Origin of the sequence: Nonomuraea phyllanthi (genome assembly GCF_006334985.2) — a bacterium.
Taxonomy (GTDB): Bacteria; Actinomycetota; Actinomycetes; order Streptosporangiales; family Streptosporangiaceae; genus Nonomuraea; species Nonomuraea phyllanthi.
Genome location: NZ_VDLX02000008.1, coordinates 218174 through 234303 on the forward strand (window position 1 = coordinate 218174; position 16130 = coordinate 234303).

The window sequence follows — 16130 nt, forward strand, 5'->3', positions numbered from 1 at the left end:
CTCCGCCGGACCGTCCCTCCCATCGCCGCGAAAGCCGCGGGCGGCGGCTGCCGACGCCGCCCGCGGGAAGGGGTACGGATGAGAATCGCTCTGATCGTCCTCGCCGCGCTGGTCGGCATCCCCCTCCTCATCGGGGGCGTGGGGGGCCTGGAGACCACCGGCGGAGGAGAGGTGGCCGTCATCCGCGACGGCGGCCCGCTCGACGACAACCGGGTGCGCCAGGTGATCGACCCCGGCTCCGGCGTGACCTGGACCGGCATGTGGTCCTCCGCGCACGTCTACCCGGCGCAGCAGCGCTTCTACACGATCACCGCCGACGCCAAGCGGGCCACCACGCTCGGGGTGGACGTGGTGACGGTGCCGAGCAGCGACGGCGTGAACCTCGGCATCGAGGGCACGCTCTACTTCACGCTCAACCTGGACCACGAGACGCTGAAGCGGTTCGACGACAAGTACGGCACGCGGACCTTCCGCGCCCAGGACGAGCGCTCGCTCTACGCCTGGGACGGCGACGACGGCTGGTCCGCGTTCTTCGGCCAGGCGGTCCGCCCGGTGATCGACAACGCGCTGCGCGGCCAGATCGGCGCCATGCGCTGCGCCGAGCTGGTGCCGTCCTGCTCGCTGCTGGAGAGCTCCGCGCTCAGGCCGCAGGACAGCAACGCCAACATCGCCAAGGTCCAGAACGCGGTCAACGCCTCGCTGGCCCGCGACCTGCCGGTCACGCTGGGCGGCGACTTCCTGACCGGGCTGCGCTTCACCCTGGTCAAGGTGACGCTGCCGGGCGAGGTGCAGCAGGCCGTGGACCGCTCGCTGGCCGCCGCGGCGGCCGTCTCCGAGGCCCAGGCGAAGGTCGCCCAGGCCAGGGCGGAGGCGGACGCGAACCGGGCCAGGCAGGACGGCTACGACAAGTGCCCCGCGTGCGCCGAGATCGAGAAGCTCAAGTCGCTGCCGCAGGGCATCACGGTGTACGCCCCGGGGAATCCGCAGTCGGTCGTGGTGCCGTCGCGTTAGACCAGCGGCCCTTGAAGGCGGCCATCGACGCCAGGAACACGACCTGCCCCGCGAGTCCCACGATCAGCCACGTCCGCCAGCCGGAGGCCTCGACCACCATGGGGGAGACCACCAGCATGACCACGATCATGACGCGGACGACCATGCCCCAGATGCCCAGCGCGGAGCCCTGCAGCCGGGGATCGACGTCCTCGGCGTTCTCGGAGAAGTTCGCCATCCAGGGCACGTACGCGATGCCCATGAACAGGTAGAGCAGCGCGTACACCACCGTCACCTGGGCGGCGGGCACGCCGGGGCCGACGAGCGAGATCAGGTAGACCAGCAGGAGCGCGGTCAGCACCGTGCCCACGGCGACGAACGGCTTGCGCAGCCGCGTCCTGTCGGACATCCGGCCGACGGCCACCACGGTCAGGGCGTTGAGCACGATGCCCAGCGCCACGACGCGGTTGGCCGCGGCCGGGTCCATGCCGAACGCGCCGGTCAGGATGGTCTGGCCGAAGATCGCGAACGTCCAGTAGAGCACCTGCCAGCCGGTGTTGCCGAGGACGTGCGCCCACAGGTGCGGATGCTTGAACAGCTCCCGCAGCCGGCCGTGCGCGGCGCCCTCCTCGGCCTGGATGGCCTGCTCGGCCTCCACCACCTGGGCGCGCAGCGCCGCCGACGGCTCGGCGATCTTCCAGATGATGATCGCGCACATCGTCAGCGACACGACGCCCATGATGATCGCCTGCGACTGCCAGGCGTTGCCGAACAGCGGCAGCGTGAACCCCGCGATGAACGAGGCCAGGAACGAGGCCCCGACCGGCCCCCACGTCCAGAACCCGAACGCCTGCGCCCGGCCCATGCGCGGCGAGAAGTCGCGCACCAGCGAGGCGGTGATGGTGATCCCGGCGCCCTCGATGAAGAGCATCAGGCACCGGATCCAGAACAGCTCGGCCACGCTGTCCACGGTGGCCAGCAGGAAGTTGCAGGCGGCGGTGACGGTCAGGGTGGGCACCAGGATCGTGACCCGCCCCCAGCGGTCGGACAGGATGCCGCCGAACCCGGCCGAGATCCCTCCCACCAGGACCGACAGTGCCGCGATCTGCCCGTACTCGGTGAGCGACATGCGAAGGTCGTCCATGAGGAGGGGCAGGATGGTGGCGAGGGTGGTCTCGAAATTGGCCACCAGGCTCGCCAGGACTGCTGTGGCCAGCAGGAGCACCCTGCGGCGGCCGACGGGATAGACACTGAGCTCGCGGACGTAGAACGGCTTCATCGCCATCCTCCGAGGGGACGGGTCTGTGAGGGTCGCTCTAGAACGCGTTTCTAGTTGCTTCAGATTTCCCGCTTTGTATGGATATGTCAACGTATAGTGGGATCACGATGTGATCTCGTGCGCACGGTTCGCGTTGTGACGGAATCGCCACCTATTCACAGAACAACGGCCTCCGGATGGGCATAAACTGCCCGCCTGTGAGCCTGCCTGTACGTGAACGTTCCCCCCGGCCGGGCGGCGGTCGCCACCGCCGTCCCGTGCCCACGTCCCTGCCGCCGGACGCCCCCGTGCTCGTGCTCGCCACCCCAGGCGCCACGGCCGGTGTGGCCGAGGAGATCGCGGCCGTCGTACGCGTCGACAACCCGCAGATCGAGGTCCTGCTGACGAGCGTCACCGATCTGGCGGACTCCCTGCCCACCGGCCGCGACGCCGTCATCGTGCCCCTGCTCACCTGGGACGATCCCGTCGTCATGGCCGAGATCGGCAAGGCCGTGGCGGCCACCGGCAGCAGCGCCGTCGTCACCGAGGCGCTCGGCCCGCACCCGCTGCTGGCCGAGGCCCTGCACATCAGGCTCGCCGAGCGCGGCCTGGCGAGGGTCGACCGCGTACGCCTGCTGAACGTCTCCAGCCCCGTCGACGCCGTCATCCTCGGCACCGTGGGCGGCGAGCACGCCGTGCACGCCGTGCAGGCCACGGCGGTGCTCCTGGCCTCCAGGCTCACCCTGCCCGTGGTCGCGGCCTCGCTCGACAGCGAGCCGGGCGTGGGCGTGGCCGCCCAGCGGCTCCGTGCGGCGGGCGCGGAGCGGCTGGCCATCGCGCCCTGCATGATCGGCCACGAGGCCCCCGCCGGCATCGTCGAGCGGGCCGCCGCCACGATCGAGGCCGGGCACGCCGAGCCCCTCGGCTCCCACGGCGCCGTCGCCGAACTCGTCGCGCGCGCCTACGGTAGTCAACTCGCCACTTGACATGGGCTTGTAGAGATCGCGGGACTCGCGTTACCGTCGGCGAATGCGGCGGGTCTCATATGACGGCGATCGGCTCGGCCTGCGTGACGTCACGGAGGCCGACGTGCCCTGCCTGCACGCCGTCTACGGCGACGCCACCGCCACCCAGCACATGCCGTTCGCGCCGCGCACCCAGGACGACGTGGCCAGGCTCGTCGAGCAGGCCATGGAGGCCGCCTCGGCGCAGCCGCGCCTGCTCTACGTGCTGGCCGTCGTCGACCGGACCCACCACGACGTCATCGGCGTGGCCCGCCTGCACGTCGAGACCGACCACCCGCACAGCGCTGAGATCGGCTTCGGCCTCCACCCCCACCAGTGGGGCAGGGGGATCGGCACCGACCTCGTCCGATTACTGCTGTCGTTCGGCTTCAAGGAGCTCGGCCTGCACCGCATCTGGGGCGCCCGCGCCCCGGCCAACCTCCCCGCCCAGCTCGCCATGCTGACCGCCGGGATGGTGGAGGAGGGGCGGATCCGGCACCACGTCCACACGCCGCACGGCTGGCGCGACTCGATCGTGCACTCGGCCCTCGAGGACGAGTGGATCGACCGCTAGGGCCGGTGGATCGACCGACCGCTAGGGCCGCCACCTGCCGATCGCCTCTTCCGCGACCCGCCTCGGGGCGCTGGTGCCGTCCACAGAGAAGTCCTCGACCTTCGCCGTGTCAAGGATGGCCGCCAATTCCCCGGCCCTGGCGAGGTGCCAGTCAAGCCCCTCCGGGTCGAGCACGTGCCGGCCCCGCAGCCGCCGCCGCGTCTCCGCGAGCGGTAGTCGTACACGGCACACGGTGAGCGGGACGCCGAGCGCCTCCTCGTACCGTGCGCGCTCGCCCCGGTCCTCGATGACACCGGCCAGCACCAGCCGCTCCGCCCCCGAAGCGAGGAAGTTCGCCGCCACGGCGCGCAGGTTGCGCAGGGCCAGGCCGCCGTTGAACGGGTCGCCCGGCGGCGAGGGCCAGGAGCGCCGCAGCCAGTCGAGGTCGATCACCGCGTTGGGGACGCCCTCGTCGGCCAGCACATCGCCCGCGGCGTCGGCCACGGACGTCTTGCCCACGCCCACGGTGCCGGTGATCAGGAGAGCCGCCGCCATGCCCGCGATCTTACCGGCCGCCGGTTTCGGCCCGGCCGGGCCGGGTAGGCGATCCAGCCCGCGTCGGGGGGTGGACGGCAGTGAACCTGACCCAGAAGTTGATCGGCTCCCACCTGGTCTGCGGCGAGCCGCGGCCGGGCGAGGAGATCGGCCTGCGCGTCGACCAGGCGCTGATCCAGGACGCCACGGGCACGATGGTGATGCTGGAGCTGGAGGCGCTGGACCTGGACCGCGTCCGCACCGAGGTGGCCGTCCAGTACGTCGACCACAACCTCCTGCAGGCCGACGAGCGCAACATGGCCGACCACCTGTTCCTGCGCTCGGCCTGCCGCCGCTTCGGCATCTGGTACTCGCCGCCCGGCAACGGCGTCTCCCACCCCACCCACATGCAGCACTTCGGCGTCCCGGGCAGAACGCTGGCCGGCGCCGACTCCCACACCTGCGCCGCCGGCTCGCTGGGCATGCTGGCGATCGGCGTGGGCGGCCTGGAGGTGGCGATGGCCATGGCCGGGCAGCCGCTGTTCGTGACCATGCCGCGGGTCTGGGGGATCCGGCTGACGGGCGAGCTGCCGGCGTGGGTGAGCGCCAAGGACGTCATCCTCGAGATGCTGCGCCGCCACGGCGTGGCGGGCGGCGTCAACAAGGTCATCGAATATCACGGGCCGGCGCTGCGCACGCTGAGCGCGATGGACCGGCACGTGATCGCCAACATGGGCGCCGAGCTGGGCGCCACCACCTCGGTCTTCCCCGCCGACGAGCGGGTCCGCGAGTTCCTCGACGGGCAGGGCCGCGCCGGCGACTTCACCGAGCTGGCCGCCGACCCGGACGCCGGCTACGACCTGGAGGACGAGATCGACCTGTCCCGGCTGGAGCCGCTGATCGCCCGCCCCGGCTCGCCGGGCGACGTGATCCCGGTGCGGGAGGCGGCGGGCGAGCCGGTCCACCAGGTCGTGGTGGGCTCGTCGGCCAACCCGGGGCTTCGCGACTTCGCGGTCGTGGCCGAGACCGTACGCGGCCGGCAGGTGCACCCGCAGGTCTCGATGGAGGTCAACCCGACCTCGCGGCAGATCCTCGCCGACCTGTCCAAGAGCGGCGCCATCACCACGCTGGTCGAGGCCGGCGCCCGCGTCCACCAGACCGGCTGCCTCGGCTGCATCGGCATGGGCCAGGCCCCGGCGGTGGGCCGCAACAGCCTGCGCACCGTGCCCAGGAACTTCCCCGGCCGCTCCGGCACTCACGACGACTCCGTCTGGCTCTGCTCGCCGGAGACCGCCGCCGCGGCGGCGCTCACTGGCGCCATCACCGACCCGCGCGACCTCGGTCAGGACCACCCGGAGGTACGGCCGCCGCGGACCGCGAGCGCCACCGCCGCGCTGATCCAGCGCCCGCCGCCCGCCGAGGAGGCCCGCGAGGTGGAGCTCGTCAAGGCGGCGAGCATCGGCGCGCTGCCCGAGCTCGACCCGCTGCCCGACGCGCTCACCCTGCCGGTCCTGCTCAAGGTGGGCGACGACATCTCCACCGACGAGATCCTGCCGGCCGGGGCCCGCGCGCTGCCGTACCGCAGCAACATCGCGGCCCTGTCGGACTTCGCCTTCGGCCAGATCGACGACGGCTACCCCGAGCGGGCCCGCGCCGCCGGGCCGCACGCCGTCGTCGGCGGGCGCAACTACGGCCAGGGCTCCTCCCGCGAGCACGCCGCCATCGTCCCCCGCCACCTGGGGCTCCGGGTAGTGGTCGCGAAGTCGTTCGCCCGCATCCACTGGCAGAATCTCGCCAACTTCGGCGTGCTGGCCCTGGAGTTCACCGACGAGGCCGACTACGACCGGCTTCGGCAGGGCGACGAGCTACGGCTGGAGGGGCTGCGCGAGGCGGTGGAGAAGGGGGACGAGATCCGCTGCGGCGACATGCTCCTGCGCCACCGCCTGTCCGCCCGCCAGCGCGCCATGGTCCTGGCCGGCGGGTGGATCCCCCAGGTGAGAAACCGGTAGCCGCCGGGCCCCGGGAGTGGCGTGACCGCCGATTGTCGGTGCGCGCCTCTACCATGAGGCACCTCACGGAGGGATAGTCCTATGCTCGACGCGCTGATCGTGCCCCTGTTCGTCACCACGGACCTGCCGCCCGGGGCGGAGCTGGCCGAGTTCGGGGAGTTGCTCGCCGGCACGGCCCGGGTGCTGGGCCGCGAGGGCGCCGGCTATGAGGCGTTCCTGGCGGGCAAGGTCTTCTGGCTCGACCGCCCCGTGCAGCCCGCGCAGCGCCCCGCCGCGGAGGAGGAGCTGCGCTTCGCCGGGATGCTGGGCTATCTTGCCGCCTCCGGCCCCGGCCACACCACCGACGAGGTGGTCCGCGACGTGCGGCGGGCCGTCGGCGAGGCCGTGGCCGGCCGCTACGGCGACGTCGGGGTCGCCCCGGCCGTGTTCGCGATCCGCGATCAGGACGTGCGCGAGCGCACCCCCGAGTCGGCCCTCGCCATCGACCTTCCCGGCGCCACGCCCGAGCTTGTGACCGCGACCAGGTCCTACCTCTAGCCCGCGCGGCGGCCCGGCTCCCGTCCCTCCGTGGCCGACCTGTGACCAACCGCACGCGCCAGGCCCGGGTCTAAGGGGGTGAGCGAGAGGATCACACGTCATGAAACACCCCTCAATGGCCGCCGCGCTGCTGGCGCCGGCGGTCATCGCCGGGCTGGGACTCGGCGCCGGCGCCGCCCACGCCCGGACGGGCGCCCCGGCGGCCCGCGCGGCCTGGGTCAAGACCTGCAGCAGCAAGAAGAGCCCCATCGACCATCCGTGCGGCGGCTGGAGACTGATCATGCGGGACGGCCGGCAGGTCGTCGTGCGCGGCGCCGCCGGCACCGAGGACAGCGCGTTCGCGATCAGCGCGGACGGCCGCGTGATGGCGTACGAACGCGCCGGCGACCACCGCCTGGTCGTCCAGCCGGTCGCGGGCGGCCCGGCCAGGCCGCTGCCGAAGGCGGTCGGCGGCGGCTCGGTCAGCCTGATGCTGTCACCCACCGGCGACAAGGTCTCGATCGACCGCGCCTACTCGTCGCGGGGCGGGCCCGCCAAGGTCGTCACGGTCGCGACCGGCCACGTCGCGACGCTGCCGCGCGGTGACATCGTGCTCGGCTTCAGCGGCGACGGCGACGAGGTGCTGACCCAGCGCGTCCTGAGCGACAACACGACCCGGCTGGCCGCCCACGCGCTCGCCGGTGGCTCGGTCAAGCGCACGCCGCCCCAGGTGGTCGCGGGGGCCGTCGCCTTCGCCCTGGCCGCCGACGGGCACACGGTGGCCGCCTTCAGCTGGGGCGACGCCGACAGGAAGCGGCCGCCGCGGGTGCGGACGTACGACCTGCGGACCGGCGAGCTGTCCGCGAGCGCCGGCCTGCCGCTCGAGTCGGACACGGAGGTTCACGCCGCGTGGTGGGACGCCGGCGGGCGGCTCCACGCGAGCGTGCGGCGCGGCGGCGGAGGGGAGACGACGGTGGTACGGGTGCTCACCGTCGATCCCGAGTCCGGCCGGGTCACGCAGAACGACCGATACAGCGTCAGCAAGTCCGCGTACGCGTCCGTCACGGCAGGGGAGTGAACGACATGCGAGCAAGGATTCTCACCGTCGTCGTGGCCGCCGCCCTGGTCGCGGCACCCGGTGTCGCGCACGCGGGCTCGACCGCCGACCGGCTCGCGGGTGCGACCGCCGACCGACTCGCGAGCCCGAGCACGGACCGGCGGGCGGTCCCGCACTCCGGGCACGACGCCATCCGCTACGCCTCCATCAAGAAGTGCACGGTCAAGGGCGAGGAGCGGCCGTGCGGCGACTGGCGGCTCGTCATGCACAGCGGCGAGCGCGGCGTCCTGCCCGACGCGCAGGGCGTCGCCCTCGACACGAAGGGCAGGTCGGTGCGGTACGCCCCGGCGCCCGTCGCCGTCAGCGGGAACGGCCTGCGCGTCGCGTACTTCACCAAGAAGGGCAGGCTGGCGGTGCGCACGCTCGGCGGTGGCGTCACGCTGTTCGCGGCGAACGCGCTGCCCCGCGTGCGGCAGGACGGGGTGACCCTGCTGCTGTCCGACGACGGCGGCCGGCTGGCCGCGACGACCGACGGCGGGACGCGCGTGTTCGACACGGCCACCGGCGCACGGCTCGGCACCGTGCCCGCCGACCTGTCGGTGCTGGGGTTCAGCTTCGACGGCCACGAGATCCTCACCAGCGTCGACGCCGGCGAGTCCGTCGTCGATCTCGCCGTCTACGCCGACACCGGCGAGCGGATCCTGCGCGGCACGCCGCCGCAGGTCGTGGTGGCGAACGGGCCGCAGGCGCTGTCCGCCGACGGCCGCACCGTCGCGAGCGCCGTGATGGGCGCCAAGCCGCAGCTCGTCGTGTACGACCTGCAGACCGACCAGGTCACCGCCCGCAGGAGGATCAAGCTCCCGGCCGGGGAGCTCCACATGATCGACTGGACCGGTGACACGCAGGTCACCCTGCACCTGACGCGCCATCGTTCCGGCGGCGACACGATGACGATCGTCCAGATCGACACCGAGACGGGCGCCGTGCGCGTCAGGGATCGGTACACGATGCTGAAGGACACGTTCGTCTTCGCCGCCTGCGGCGGCTGACACCCTTCCACCCCACGCAGTCGAATACGTGTTTGAAGCATGGCGTAGGATCGACACCATGACATCCTCGTTCCAAGCATCTCTGCTCGGGCTCGACGAGGAGCTCGGGGTCGGTCCGCTGGGCGCCGCGGTCCGTCGCACCCAGCTCGGCCGCGGCGCCTGGATCGACCTGCTGCCGGGCTGGCTCTCGGGCGCCGACACGCTGTTCGAGCGGCTGGTCGACGCGGTGCCGTGGCACGCGGAGCGGCGTCGCATGTACGACCGGGTGGTCGACGTGCCGCGGCTGCTCAAGTTCTACGACGAGGGCGAGCCCCTGCCCGATCCGGTGCTCGACGACTGCCGCCGGGCGCTCAACGAGCACTACGAGCGGGAGCTGGGAGAGCCGTTCCGCACCGCCGGGCTCTGCTTCTACCGCGACGGCCGCGACAGCGTGGCCTGGCACGGCGACACGATCGGGCGGGGCAGCACCGAGGACACCATGGTGGCGATCGTCTCGGTGGGCAGCCCCCGCCCGCTCCTGCTCCGGCCGCGCGGCGGCGGGCCGTCCATCCGGCGCGACCTCGGGCACGGGGATCTCATCGTGATGGGCGGGAGCTGCCAGCGCACGTGGGAGCACGCCATCCCGAAGACGGCCCGGTCGGCGGGGCCGCGCATCAGCATCCAGTTCCGCCCCCGCGACGTCCGCTGAGGGCCAGACGCCTCGGGCCATCGGCGTCCAACGGCTACCATGATCGCGTGACTATGGCGCGGCAACGGCAGGACTACTTCGATGCCCTGGGCTGGGTAACGCGGTTGATGGCGGCGGTGCCTACGAGGCACCTCGACACTCGCACTCCCTGCGAGGACTTCGATGTTCGGAGCCTGATGGGTCATCTCATCGGCACCGCGCACCGTGGACTCGCCACCGCCCGGCGTGTCCCGACACGGGACATCCCTCACGTGATCAGCAGCGTTCCCGATGCGGAACTCGCCCCCACGTACGCAACGTTGTCGACCTCGATTCGAGAGGCCTGGTGCACCGCTGGCGGGTGACGACGCGGTCATCCCGCCCTGGGGACCGTGCACGGCGTTGGAGGCGGCGCGCGGTTTCACCGTCGAGACGATCGTGCACGGTTGGGACCTTGCCGTCGCGACAGGTCAGCCGAGCGACGCCCCCAACGGCATCGCCGATCGCTGCCTTTCCTACGCCGCCGCCATCATCCCGGACCGGCTACGGGGCGTCAGTTACGACGCTCCGGTGGTCGCCGCCGGGACCTTCTCCACGACGGAACAACTTGCGCATCTTCTCGGCCATGAACGAGCGAGGATCGCTCGTGGCTCTCGATGACGTGGCGTGCCCAGCATCCCCGCCACCGACCGGGTGACTTACGCCGGCCATGTGGTCGTCGTCACCGCGACCTCCGAACAGCGGCTCCCGCCCACCAAGATCGAGATGGAGCGGGGAGGAGGGCGCTCCGGAGGCAGCAGTCCAAAGCCGAGATCGCCACCAGTCGCAGGCAGGCGCCGCGGAGGGTTGCACGCGGGGGCGGGCGCGGGTCAGGCGGCGGCGCGGGCGGCGCCCCAGGAGAGGAGGGCGTCGGCCGTGTCGAAGCGGCGGGCCGAGTTGGACTCGCCGAGCAGCACGCCCACCAGCGTGCGCCCGTCGCGCTCGCCCGCGAACGCCAGCGTGTATCCCGCCGCCCGGGTGAAGCCGGTCTTGAGGCCGATCACGCCCGGCGAGCCGAGCAGCCGGTTGGTGTTGCGCCAGCTGTACGAGCGGTGCTCGTCGTCGGCGTCCAGCGTGTGGAAGCGCGTCCCGGCGACCTGCTTGATCAGCGGCACCTGCAGCGCCTTGGCCGCCAGTACGGTCTGGTCGTGGGCGGTGGAGTAGCCGTCGCCGCCCGGCATGGGCAGGCCGTCGGCGTTGACGTACTTGGTGTCGTTCATGCCGAGCTCGCGCGCCGTCGCGTTCATCTTCGCGACGAAGCCCTTGACGCCCGGTCCGTACGTGCGGGCCAGCGCGTGGGCGGCGTCGGCGCCGGAGGGCAGCATCAGGCCGTACAGGAGTTCCCCGACGGGGATGCGGTCGCCGGGCCGCAGGTCGGCGGTGGTGCCGCCACCGTCCTCGGCGTACTGGACGTCCTCACGCCGGATCTCCACCAGGTCCGTGGGCTTGGCGGTCTTCAGCACGACGTACGCGGTCATCGTCTTGGTGATGCTGGCGATGGGCAGGCGGTTGTCGGCGTCCTTGGTGAACAGCACCTTCCCGGTCGATGCGTCCATCAGGTACGCCGCGGTGGCGTGCACGGCGGGGGTGTCGTAGCGGACGGAGGCGGGGGCGGGGATGGCGGTGGAGGTGGACGCCTGGGCGTACGCGGGCGCGGCAAGCCCCGTGGCCAGGGCGAGGGCACCTGCCACGGCGGTAAGGCGAGCTTTGGGTATACGCATGCCCCAAGGTTGCCGTCCCTTTTGGGCTGCTTTTCCCGAAATAACCGAATTTTGATGACAGGGTGTGGGGAAACCCCGGTAGCGCCGGGGAAATCTGCAGGTAAATCTTTTCCGGATCCGTCAGTGAGGGGGCCAGGGGGTGCGGGTCACCTGCCCGCCCGCCTGCAACGTTCGGAATAGGTTCTCCCACAAAGGCATCACTAATTCAGGCGCGTACGCTTTCGACGCTTTTGCGGCAGCTTGTCCCATCCGTACCCGTAGCCCCCGGTCCCCGATCACCCGGTTCAGGGCGGCGGCCAGCGCGTTCACGTCCCTCGGCGGCACGAGCACCCCGTCCACCCCGTCCGTCAGCACGTCGCGCGGCCCGGTCGGGCAGTCGTAGGCGACCACGGGCAGCGCGTGCGTCATGGCCTCGATCATCACCATCGGCAGGCCCTCGAACCGCGAGCTCAGCGCGTACACCGAGGCGGCGGTCAGCTCCCTGTCCAGCCGGTCGGTACGCCCCGGCAGCTCCACGTGCCCGCCCAGCCCGTGCTGCTCGACGAGCCCCGCCAGCTCGCCCCTGCGCGGCCCGGTGCCGAAGATCCGCAGCCGCCAGTCCGGATGTTCGGGCGCCACCTGCGCGAACGCCTCGATGAGCAGGTCGAAGCCCTTCTGCGGCACCAGCCGCCCGGCCGCGATCACGATGGGGTTGACCTGCCGGGACGGCTCCTGCTCGACCTTGTGGACCGCGTTCGGGATCTGCACGATGGGGGTCGTCGGCAGCAGCCGCTCGTACTCGAGGCGGTTGGTGCCGGTCAGCACGGTCACCGCGTCGAAGCGCCCGTAGTAGCGGGCGATCTGCCTGCGGATCGTGTCGGGGTACGCCGACAGGTTCATGTGCTCCTGGGCGACCTTGACGACGTTCCCGGGGGCGCGGCGGGCGGCGATGAGGTTCAGCGCGGGCCTGGTCGTGACCAGGATCTCGTCGCGCCGGCCGGCGACGTACTCCATGGCCGCCCGCTCGACCCGCTCGGTGAACTGGTTCCCGGCGAACTCGCCGCGCGGCACGATCTTGCCGCGTACCCTGCGCCAGGCCTTGCGCGCGATCGAGTCAGGCTGCCTGCCGCCGCGCTGGTCCACCAGCGTGGTGATCCGGACCCGCGGGTCGAGCGCGAACTGCGGGGTCTCGCGCCGCCGTATCACGCTGACCAGCTCGACGTCGTGACCCGCGGCGGCCATCGCGTTGGCCTGGTTGACGACCGTGCGGATGGTCCCGCCCATGCCGTACGCGTGCAGCATGAGGTAGCGGATCTTCACGAGAGGCACCCCCGGATCCGGTGCCCGGGGAGGCGCTCGCGTGCCGGCCGCACGGCCGTCGGACGACGTGGCGGTAAGCGGGCGGGCCAGTTCATGCCGAGGCAGACTACCGAGCCTTCCTGGCAGTTCCCTGGCAACGCCCGCCCGGGGAGCCCTTACTGGCCGGCGAGTCCCGTGTGGGCGACGCCGCGGACGATCTGCCGCTGGAACAGCACGAAGATCACCAGTAGCGGCAGCCCGGCCAGCACCACCGAGGCCATGATCTGCGCGTACCGGAGGCCGAAGGTGCCCTGCACCACGTTCGCCAGGCCCACCGGCAGCGTCATCGTGTTCGGGTCGGTGGAGACCAGGAACGGCCACAGGAAGTTGTTCCACGTCGAGATGAACGTGTAGATCGACACCGCGGCCAGCACCGGGCGCGACAGCGGCAGCACGATCGTGAAGAACACCCGCCAGCGCCCGGCCCCGTCCACGAACGCCGCCTGCTCCAGTTCGGGCGGCACGTCCTGGAAGAACTTGAACAGGATGAACACGATCAGCGGCGCCGCCACCTGCGGGAGGATGATCGACCACCAGGTGTCGACCAGCCCGAGCGCCACCATCTCCGCGAACAGCGGCGCCATCAGCACCTGCGGCGGCACCATGATCCCGGCCAGGATGATCGCCAGGAGCGCCCGCTGCCCCCTGAACTGCGTGCGCGCGAACCCGTAGGCCGCCATCGCCGAGAACAGCACGGTCATGAACGTGACGACCACCGCGGTCACCGTCGAGTTCACCGCCCACTTGACGATCCCGCCCGTCCCCAGGACCAGCCGGTACGCGTCCAGGGTGAGCTCGCTGCCGAACCACTGCAGTGGGATCTTCGTCGTCTCGTCCTCGGGCTTGAGCGAGGTGGCCACGGCCCAGGCCAGGGGAGCCAGCCAGACGATCGCCAGGGCGAGCGCGACCACCATGAGGACGAGCTGGCTGACGCTGAACCGCTTGGTCATGACGAGACCTCCGCCCGCTTGCGGAACAGCCGCAGCTGCGCCAGGGAGACGATGACGATCAAGATGAACAGGATGTACGACACGGCCGAGGCGTAGCCGATGCGGTAGCCGGTGAAGCCCATGTCGTAGGCGTACTCGATGATCGGTCTCGTGGAGTCCTCTGGCCCGCCGCCGGTCATCAGGTAGATCTGGTCGAACACCTTCAGCGAGGCCAGCAGTTGCAGCACCACGATGAGCGCGGTCGTGCGGCCGAGCAGGGGAATGGTGATCGAGCGGAGCTTGTCCCAGGCGGAGGCGCCGTCGATCGAGGCGGCCTCGTAGAGATGTTGCGGGATCGACTGCAGGGCGGCCAGGTAGAGCAGGAAGTTGAAGCCGACCGTCCACCAGACCGTGGTCATCACCACGGACCACATGGCCGTCGAGGGGTCGCCCAGCCACAGCACGTCGGTGCCGAGCGTGCCGTTCAGCAGGCCGTAGTCGGGCGGGTAGATCATCTGCAGCCACAGCAGCGACACCACGGCGGACGGCAGCAGGAACGGCCCGAAGAACGACAGCCGCCACAGCCACTGCACGAACCGCAGGTGGTGCACCAGCAGCGCGAAGCCGAGCCCGAGCAGCACCAGCGGGACGGTGCTCAGCACGGTGAAGACCAGCGTGTTCCAGAGCGAGCGCCACATGCGCGGGTCGGAGAACGCCTCGGCGTAGTTGGCGAAGCCGACGAGATGGTCGTTGCCGCCCGCGATGTTCACGCTCGACAGGCTCATCCGGAAGCCCAGCAGCACCGGCCAGACCAGGAAGACGACGTAGATCAGCAGGAACGGCGCCACGAACAGCAGCCCGTGCTGCGTCCAGCCGCGCCGCACCTTGGCCTGCGCGACGGGGGCGGCGGTCGCGGGGGCCGCGACGGTCGTGGTCATCGGCGCTCCTCGGCGGGGAAGGGGTTCGGGGCGGACATGAGCCTGGTCAGCGACGCCTTGGCGGCGGCCAGGCCGTCCTCCGGCGAGCGCTCACCGCTGATGACGGGGGAGAACGCCTCGCCGAACTCGATCCACATCCGCGACGCGGAGCCCGCGAACCACACCTGCGGGTCGAGCGCGACCTCGGTGATGACCGAGCGGTACTCCGACTGCGGCTCCAGCGCCAGGTACTCGGGCTCCTGCAGCGCCGGCAGGTACGCGGGCACGTGCCCCGCGACCGCCCAGTCGGCGCTGTTCTTGACGAGGTAGGCGATGAACCGGTAGGTGGCCCGCTCGACCTCGGGATCGCGGTTGCGCTGGTGCGGCAGCACGAACGAGTGGCAGTCGGCCTGCGCGGAGCCGCTGCCGAAGACGTTGGGGAAGCGGGTCATGCTGAAGGGCGTCCCGCGCTCCTTGAGCCCGGTGGTCTCCCAGTCGCCGTTCCACAGGAACGCGGCCTGGCCGTTGGTGAAGTTGGCCACCGACGCGCCGTAGTCGGTGCGCCAGTCGCACAGCCCCTCCTGCCCGAGCCGGCGCATGAGCCGCAGCGCGTCGAGCGCCTTGGCGTCGTCGATGGTGATCTTCGTGCCGTCGTCCGACAGCAGCGTGCCGCCGCTCTGCGGATACAGCGACCACCACACGCGCCAGGGCCCGACCGTGCCGAGGCCGAGCGCGTCGAAGGCGAGCGGCGGCTTGCCGCCCATCACCTCCTTGGCCTTGGTGAGCTGGGTGATCAGCTCGTCCACACCGGTGGTCGGCTTCAGCTTGCCGTCGGAGCCGAGCAGTCCCGCCTTGCCGCAGATGTCGGTGTTGTAGTACTGCACCATCGGGTGGGCGTCGAACGGGATCGCGTACAGCACCCCGTCGAGGTGGGCACGCTCCCAGATCGGCGGGCTGAAGTCGGCGGCCCGCAGCCCGACCTCCTCCAGCAGCTTCACGTTGATCGGGTCGAGGATCCGCCCGGCGCCGATCCCGGCCAGCCGGGCCAGGTGGAAGGTGGAGAGGTCGGGCGAGCGGCCGCCCGACCCGGCCATCGCGATCTTCGTGTAGTACGGCTCGCCCCAGGCGAGCACGTTCTCCTCGACGAAGATGTCGGGATTGTCCTTGGCGAACGACTGGACCATCTTGTTCATGATGATCCCGTCGCTGGCGCCCATGAAGTGCCAGTACTTGACACGGGTCTGGGGCGAGCCGAGCCCCACGGGGATGGCGCACCCGGTGGCGGCGGCGCCGGCGAGCGCCAGGCTGCCGCCGAGGAGGAGCCGGCGGGAGATGTCGGGAGGACCTTGCACAATGGCCTCTTCCTACGAGCTGTCTTGCTTGGGGGGAGCTCTCGCTGGAGGTAGGGGCTCGGAAGATGGGTTTCGGGTTACCCGAGTGTTAGCGGTAACAAGTCGCATGTCAACCCCCCATCCCAGCCGAGCGGGTGCGGGTCCGCGCACTCTTGACCAGAGCGCTTGTTATCGCTAACAATCTGAGCACCTCACGC

The 16130-nt window shown here is 71.3% G+C and carries 17 protein-coding genes; 10 read left to right on the plus strand and 7 right to left on the minus strand.

Annotation, left to right across the window (positions count from 1 at the left end; translation table 11 throughout):
• Positions 1-78: 78 nt before the first annotated feature.
• Positions 79-1011: an SPFH domain-containing protein gene (locus tag FH608_RS22625; protein WP_139632572.1), complete on the plus strand. Its 933-nt coding sequence runs from the start codon at positions 79-81 to the stop codon at positions 1009-1011.
• Here the strand turns inward: FH608_RS22625 and FH608_RS22630 are convergent.
• Positions 959-2269: an MFS transporter gene (locus FH608_RS22630; RefSeq protein ID WP_193318563.1), complete on the minus strand. Its 1311-nt coding sequence runs from the start codon at positions 2267-2269 to the stop codon at positions 959-961. The two genes, FH608_RS22625 and FH608_RS22630, sit on opposite strands and share 53 nt — an antisense overlap.
• A gap of 257 nt (positions 2270-2526) precedes the next feature.
• Between FH608_RS22630 and FH608_RS22635 the strand changes: the two genes are divergently transcribed.
• Positions 2527-3234: a sirohydrochlorin chelatase gene (locus tag FH608_RS22635; protein WP_226899783.1), complete on the plus strand. Its 708-nt coding sequence runs from the start codon at positions 2527-2529 to the stop codon at positions 3232-3234.
• 43 nt (positions 3235-3277) lie between these two features.
• Positions 3278-3826: a GNAT family N-acetyltransferase gene (locus FH608_RS22640; protein WP_139632574.1), complete on the plus strand. Its 549-nt coding sequence runs from the start codon at positions 3278-3280 to the stop codon at positions 3824-3826.
• 21 nt (positions 3827-3847) lie between these two features.
• On the opposite strand, the gene FH608_RS22645 is transcribed toward FH608_RS22640, so the two are convergent.
• Entirely contained in the window at positions 3848-4360 is a 513-nt protein-coding gene (locus FH608_RS22645) for an AAA family ATPase (RefSeq protein WP_226899784.1), read from the minus strand.
• Between the two features lie 80 nt (positions 4361-4440).
• Here FH608_RS22645 and FH608_RS22650 point away from each other — a divergent pair, with 80 nt between their 5' ends.
• The 7 genes from FH608_RS22650 to FH608_RS52895 all read left to right on the plus strand — a co-directional run bounded on the left by FH608_RS22650 (position 4441) and on the right by FH608_RS52895 (position 10297).
• Positions 4441-6348 carry an aconitate hydratase gene (locus FH608_RS22650; protein ID WP_139632576.1) on the plus strand — a complete coding sequence of 636 codons (1908 nt, stop codon included), beginning with the start codon at positions 4441-4443 and terminating at the stop codon, positions 6346-6348.
• Positions 6349-6429: 81 nt separating this feature from the next.
• Positions 6430-6885: a hypothetical protein gene (locus FH608_RS22655; protein WP_139632577.1), complete on the plus strand. Its 456-nt coding sequence runs from the start codon at positions 6430-6432 to the stop codon at positions 6883-6885.
• A gap of 100 nt (positions 6886-6985) precedes the next feature.
• Positions 6986-7942, plus strand: a complete 957-nt coding sequence (locus tag FH608_RS22660) for a TolB-like translocation protein (RefSeq protein ID WP_139632578.1) — start codon at positions 6986-6988, stop codon at positions 7940-7942.
• Between the two features lie 5 nt (positions 7943-7947).
• Positions 7948-8970, plus strand: a complete 1023-nt coding sequence (locus tag FH608_RS22665) for a WD40 repeat domain-containing protein (RefSeq protein ID WP_139632579.1) — start codon at positions 7948-7950, stop codon at positions 8968-8970.
• 58 nt (positions 8971-9028) lie between these two features.
• On the plus strand, positions 9029-9658 hold the full coding sequence (locus FH608_RS22670; protein WP_139632580.1) for an alpha-ketoglutarate-dependent dioxygenase AlkB: 630 nt from the start codon (positions 9029-9031) through the stop codon (positions 9656-9658).
• A gap of 107 nt (positions 9659-9765) precedes the next feature.
• The gene (locus tag FH608_RS54430) at positions 9766-10002 is read left to right on the plus strand and encodes a maleylpyruvate isomerase N-terminal domain-containing protein (protein ID WP_394367698.1); all 237 of its coding nucleotides are present in this window, start codon (positions 9766-9768) and stop codon (positions 10000-10002) included.
• Between the two features lie 37 nt (positions 10003-10039).
• Complete coding sequence (locus FH608_RS52895; protein ID WP_226899785.1) at positions 10040-10297, plus strand: DinB family protein; 258 nt, start codon at positions 10040-10042, stop codon at positions 10295-10297.
• 209 nt (positions 10298-10506) lie between these two features.
• On the opposite strand, the gene FH608_RS22680 is transcribed toward FH608_RS52895, so the two are convergent.
• The 5 genes from FH608_RS22680 to FH608_RS22700 form a co-directional block, all read right to left on the minus strand.
• Positions 10507-11367, minus strand: a complete 861-nt coding sequence (locus tag FH608_RS22680; RefSeq protein WP_226899786.1) for a D-alanyl-D-alanine carboxypeptidase family protein — start codon at positions 11365-11367, stop codon at positions 10507-10509.
• Between the two features lie 150 nt (positions 11368-11517).
• Positions 11518-12696, minus strand: a complete 1179-nt coding sequence (locus tag FH608_RS22685; protein WP_139632582.1) for a glycosyltransferase family 4 protein — start codon at positions 12694-12696, stop codon at positions 11518-11520.
• Positions 12697-12851: 155 nt separating this feature from the next.
• Positions 12852-13685, minus strand: a complete 834-nt coding sequence (locus FH608_RS22690) for a carbohydrate ABC transporter permease (protein WP_139632583.1) — start codon at positions 13683-13685, stop codon at positions 12852-12854.
• Positions 13682-14602 carry a carbohydrate ABC transporter permease gene (locus FH608_RS22695; protein WP_139632584.1) on the minus strand — a complete coding sequence of 307 codons (921 nt, stop codon included), beginning with the start codon at positions 14600-14602 and terminating at the stop codon, positions 13682-13684. Before FH608_RS22695 ends, FH608_RS22690 begins: the two co-directional genes overlap by 4 nt.
• A complete protein-coding gene (locus tag FH608_RS22700) occupies positions 14599-15933 on the minus strand; it encodes an extracellular solute-binding protein (RefSeq protein WP_193318564.1) in 1335 nt (444 codons plus the stop codon). The genes FH608_RS22695 and FH608_RS22700 overlap by 4 nt, the downstream gene beginning before the upstream one ends.
• Positions 15934-16130: the final 197 nt, after the last annotated feature.